At 30.3% G+C, this 3,881-nt stretch carries 5 protein-coding genes and 1 pseudogene; 1 reads left to right on the top strand and 5 read right to left on the bottom strand.

Going from position 1 to position 3,881, the window contains the following annotated elements:
- From KE503_RS14170 to KE503_RS14150, 5 genes and pseudogenes are all read right to left on the bottom strand, one after another.
- Nucleotides 1–628 (bottom strand): annotated as a pseudogene (locus tag KE503_RS14170) (AAA-like domain-containing protein); the annotation flags it as partial.
- 49 nt (nt 629–677) lie between these two features.
- Complete coding sequence (locus tag KE503_RS14165; protein ID WP_055196961.1) at nt 678–1,436, bottom strand: Fic family protein; 759 nt, start codon at nt 1,434–1,436, stop codon at nt 678–680.
- A 68-nt stretch (nt 1,437–1,504) separates the two neighbouring features.
- Nucleotides 1,505–2,215, bottom strand: coding sequence for an AAA family ATPase (locus KE503_RS14160; protein ID WP_022374895.1), 711 nt, complete (start codon nt 2,213–2,215; stop codon nt 1,505–1,507).
- The gene (locus KE503_RS14155; RefSeq protein WP_249183092.1) at nt 2,212–2,685 is read right to left on the bottom strand and encodes a hypothetical protein; all 474 of its coding nucleotides are present in this window, start codon (nt 2,683–2,685) and stop codon (nt 2,212–2,214) included. The genes KE503_RS14160 and KE503_RS14155 overlap by 4 nt, the downstream gene beginning before the upstream one ends.
- 135 nt (nt 2,686–2,820) lie before the next feature.
- Nucleotides 2,821–3,069: a helix-turn-helix domain-containing protein gene (locus KE503_RS14150; protein WP_022374893.1), complete on the bottom strand. Its 249-nt coding sequence runs from the start codon at nt 3,067–3,069 to the stop codon at nt 2,821–2,823.
- 274 nt (nt 3,070–3,343) lie between these two features.
- Between KE503_RS14150 and KE503_RS14145 the strand changes: the two genes are divergently transcribed.
- On the top strand, nt 3,344–3,691 hold the full coding sequence (locus tag KE503_RS14145) for a DUF5685 family protein (RefSeq protein WP_212385682.1): 348 nt from the start codon (nt 3,344–3,346) through the stop codon (nt 3,689–3,691).
- The last annotated feature ends 190 nt before the right edge of the window (nt 3,692–3,881 follow it).

Below are 3,881 nucleotides of genomic sequence, written 5' to 3'. Positions count from 1 at the left end.
TTCCTGTCCCATTGATAATAGGTTTTAAAAATAATAAAAATAATTTCCTACCATTTTCTTCTATAAACTTTTGATCTTTTTCTGAATAAATTTCTTCATAATATTCATAAAACTTTTGCATTGCCAATGGCATTTGCAACATTCCAGATACAATAAATTGATTTCGATCAGATGATACCTTCATATACATTTGATTATTATCTGCGATATTCCATAGACTGTTATATTTCGATTCTTCTTGTGGATGTAGTTTTAACTTTAATGTTTTAATATCGTAAACACCTGCAAGAATTACAGAATGAAATGTTACATCTTTTCCCTGCTGGCATTTTAAATATTTCTCTCTTAGAAGTCCGAGGAAAGATAAGAAAATCTGATTGTCTGAACTTTTGTCTACTTCATCGGCAGCTTCAAAACTTAAACTCAAAACCAGATAATCTTGTTTTCGCAATTCTTTTTCCAGAAGATAAAGCAAGGTTGTCTTACCATATTGTCTGGCTCGATTGATCGTAAAGTATTGTCCTGATTCGATATATTGATTGATAATCTGCTGAATCCTGTTGCTAAGATCAACCATATAATTTTTCTCCGGGATACATGTTCCTGTTGTACAAAACTTCTTAGCCATAAACCCCAACCTCCTTTCTTGTCCACTCTCTATTAATTACACCCTTATTCTACAATTCATCAAAATCAAATATCATTGGGATTGTGCTTTCCTGATAATATTTCTGTTCTTTTTCAAAATAAGCTTCTAATCCTTTATAGTCTTGTTCGTGCTGTGCTTTATTAAGATATCGATTATATTCTGCTTTATGAATATCACGGATGATCACTGGAACAATATTATGATCCAGACATTGTTTTAGAATGATCATACGCCCGACTCTCCCATTTCCATCCTGAAATGGATGAATATTCTCAAACTGTGCATGAAATTTAGCAATATCGTATAATGTAATTTTCTCTGCGTTATGATACTTTTCTAATAACTGATGAATCTTTTCTGGAACTTCTTGTGGCAATGCTGTCTGGATATCACTGACTCTGTTTGCACGCTTTTTCCACCCACCAATTGCATATCCATTTGCTCGATCTTCAAAAACACCTTCCTTTAAATTTTTATGCATATTTTTTATGATATCTTCTGACAAAGGTTTTTCCATACATTTCATTACATAATTAAACATTTTGAAATGACCATTCATTTCTTCTATATCTTTTGTTCGAAAAATCATGTCTGGATCATCCACATATAAAGTTCCTGTTTCAAACATACTTGCTGTCTGTTTCTCTGTTAAGGTACTTCCTTCAATTCGATTGGAATTATACGCCATACTCCTCTGTGTATAACCGTATACTCCGCTTCGATCCTGTTTTTTAAATTCTATTTGCAGTCTGTCTTTTAATCGTTTCATATATGTTTCATTTTCCATGATTTTATCTCACCTCTTTTATTTAATCTGTTATTTTTAAGTATAGCATGAATTATGAATTTCTACATCTATTCTTTTAGAAGTCTATCCAATAATACTTCCCGATTATTTATAAACATCTCCGTAATCTGATAACTTTCCGTCTCCTCATACTCACATAAATGAATCCTACCATCATCAAAACAATAAATGTCAGCGTCTGGAATTCCTAGTAAAATCGGTGAATGTGTAACAATAAAGAACTGTGCTCCTTTTCTTGCACATTTATATATCTCCATTAATAATGTTAATTGTCTTTGTGGTGATAATGCCGCTTCTGGCTCATCAAAAAGATACAATCCATTGGGCTGTAGATTATTTTGTGCTAATGCCAAGAAACCTTCTCCGTGTGATCTCTCATGATATCTGGCTGAATCTATTCCACCATATTCTTCTTCCTTCGTTGCAACATTATAGAAACTTTCTGCTCTAAGAAAATATCCCCATTTTTCCTTCCGATATCCTTTTACAACTCTGATGGCATCGCATAATTCGGAGTGTGTATCATGCGTAGAAAATACATAGTTTTTCGTTCCACCTTCTGGATTAAATCCATGAGCTATGGCAATTGCTTCTAATAATGTAGACTTTCCACTTCCATTTTCTCCAACAAAAAAGTTGATTGAATTTTGAAATTCTAGTCTTTCAACATCTTTTAATGCTTCTATTTGTTTTAGGTAACTGTCATCATCTATTTTGTTCCAGTCAAATATAATGCCCTGTATAAACTGATCATTCATTGGATTTCCTCTCTCCTGCTCCCTTCTTCCCAATCTTTGCAATGCGTTAAATACTCTATAAGTTTATCTGTATTGTTATCATAATCATATTGTGAAATTCCTTTATAAAGTGCCAACTCTGTAAAAAGTCCACTACAATTTGATTCAATATATCCTGAAGCTTCATCTATGTAAACATATATTTTCTCTTCATCATCCATTTCTTGATAATATTCCTTGCTTGCCGTTGAATCTTCAACACGATATGCATGGAATTTTATATCTTCCGATGAAATATTCTCTCCATCGAGTGAATGCATGATATTGAACCTGCATATTTTCATTTCAATATCTGATATATTTTGCGTAATATCTTTTATGATAAATTTTTGCTTTAAATAATCAATCACTTCTTCTATGCTTTTCTCACCAATAATTGATGGATTTTTATATTTTTTGATCAAGCTTTTGACGTATTTATTCATGTTCATTTGTTACCCCTTTTTTGTTTTTATCTTCTTATTGTTATATATTTGATAAACTAAAAATCATTTTATCACTTTACATTTTATCAAAAAAAGATATGACACGAAACTGTCTTTTCATATTTCTATATCTCGAAATACTTATTCTATAGGATATTCAAAAAGCGAATCTATAGAAACTCCCAATACTTTAGATAACCCATATAATTCTATATCTGTTACCGTTCTACTTTTATCCTCAATTCGTGAAATAGATCCTCTGCAAATATATATTGCTAATGTTTCTAATTTATCTGAAAGTTCTTGTTGACTCATCTTTTTTTGTTTCCTTAATATTTTCAGATTGCTTCCAATTAAATTTTTTTCATTACTATCAATTATTCTTGCCATTTTTATCTCCTTTATTTTTGTCTTGTCACAGGACAAAAATAAAGATATTATGAATCCGTGATAATATATTTCTTACTGGATATTATAAAGGTTGCGATGGAAACTGGCATGATTATGACGATAGCTGTAATCTGAATAGCGATGACGATGATTGTTGCAGTTTATTATGTTCATGTTTATGTTTATCTGGCTGTTCTGCATGTTGTTGTGATAGTGACACTTATATGAATGCTGGCAAATGTATTTCTCATTGTCTATGTTAAGGTCGTGAATTATGTTAGGGTATATTAAAACACAAAGAGATGATTTAAGAATATGCGATTTTCGCCTATACAAACAACAATATTGTGCACTATGTCAAGGAATAGGAAAAAAATATGGTATAGTTTATCGTTTAATTTTAAGTTATGACATGGTTTTCTTAGCATTAGTACTCGAAAATTTTGAAACAGAAATGACACCCCTATCTTTTAAATGTCCAACAAATCCATTCAAAAAAATAAACACGAGTATTTCTAATAATGTAATAGAATATTGTGCATTTATAAATTACTATCTTTCTGTTCTTAAATTGGAAGATGATATTATAGATGAAAAAATAATGTCAAAAAAATTATATTAAAATTTTTCAAACATAATTCACAATACCAAAACATATTAAATACATATGGTGCTAAATTAAATGTATTATCTGAATTAATGAGCAAAATAAATTCTCTAGAATCAGAAAATGCTTGTTTTGATCAACTATCAAATTTATTTGGTGAATTTTTTGTTGAGCTTTTTCAGTTATTTTTCAAATTATATAAAGA

The organism is Anaerostipes sp. Marseille-Q3525, from assembly GCF_018223505.1.
Classification (GTDB): domain Bacteria; phylum Bacillota; class Clostridia; order Lachnospirales; family Lachnospiraceae; genus Anaerostipes; species Anaerostipes amylophilus.
Note: the sequence above shows the minus strand (reverse complement) of the source record. Positions and strands in the feature narration are given on the sequence as shown.

Bases quoted from the DNA above. Each gene is read 5' to 3' on its own strand.
- KE503_RS14165 (WP_055196961.1), bottom strand. From the start codon at position 1,436: ATGGAAAATGAAACATATATGAAACGATTAAAAGACAGACTGCAAATA.
- KE503_RS14160 (WP_022374895.1), bottom strand. From the start codon at position 2,215: ATGAATGATCAGTTTATACAGGGCATTATATTTGACTGGAACAAAATA.
- KE503_RS14145 (WP_212385682.1), top strand. From the start codon at position 3,344: ATGTTAGGGTATATTAAAACACAAAGAGATGATTTAAGAATATGCGAT.
- KE503_RS14155 (WP_249183092.1), bottom strand. From the start codon at position 2,685: ATGAACATGAATAAATACGTCAAAAGCTTGATCAAAAAATATAAAAAT.
- KE503_RS14150 (WP_022374893.1), bottom strand. From the start codon at position 3,069: ATGGCAAGAATAATTGATAGTAATGAAAAAAATTTAATTGGAAGCAAT.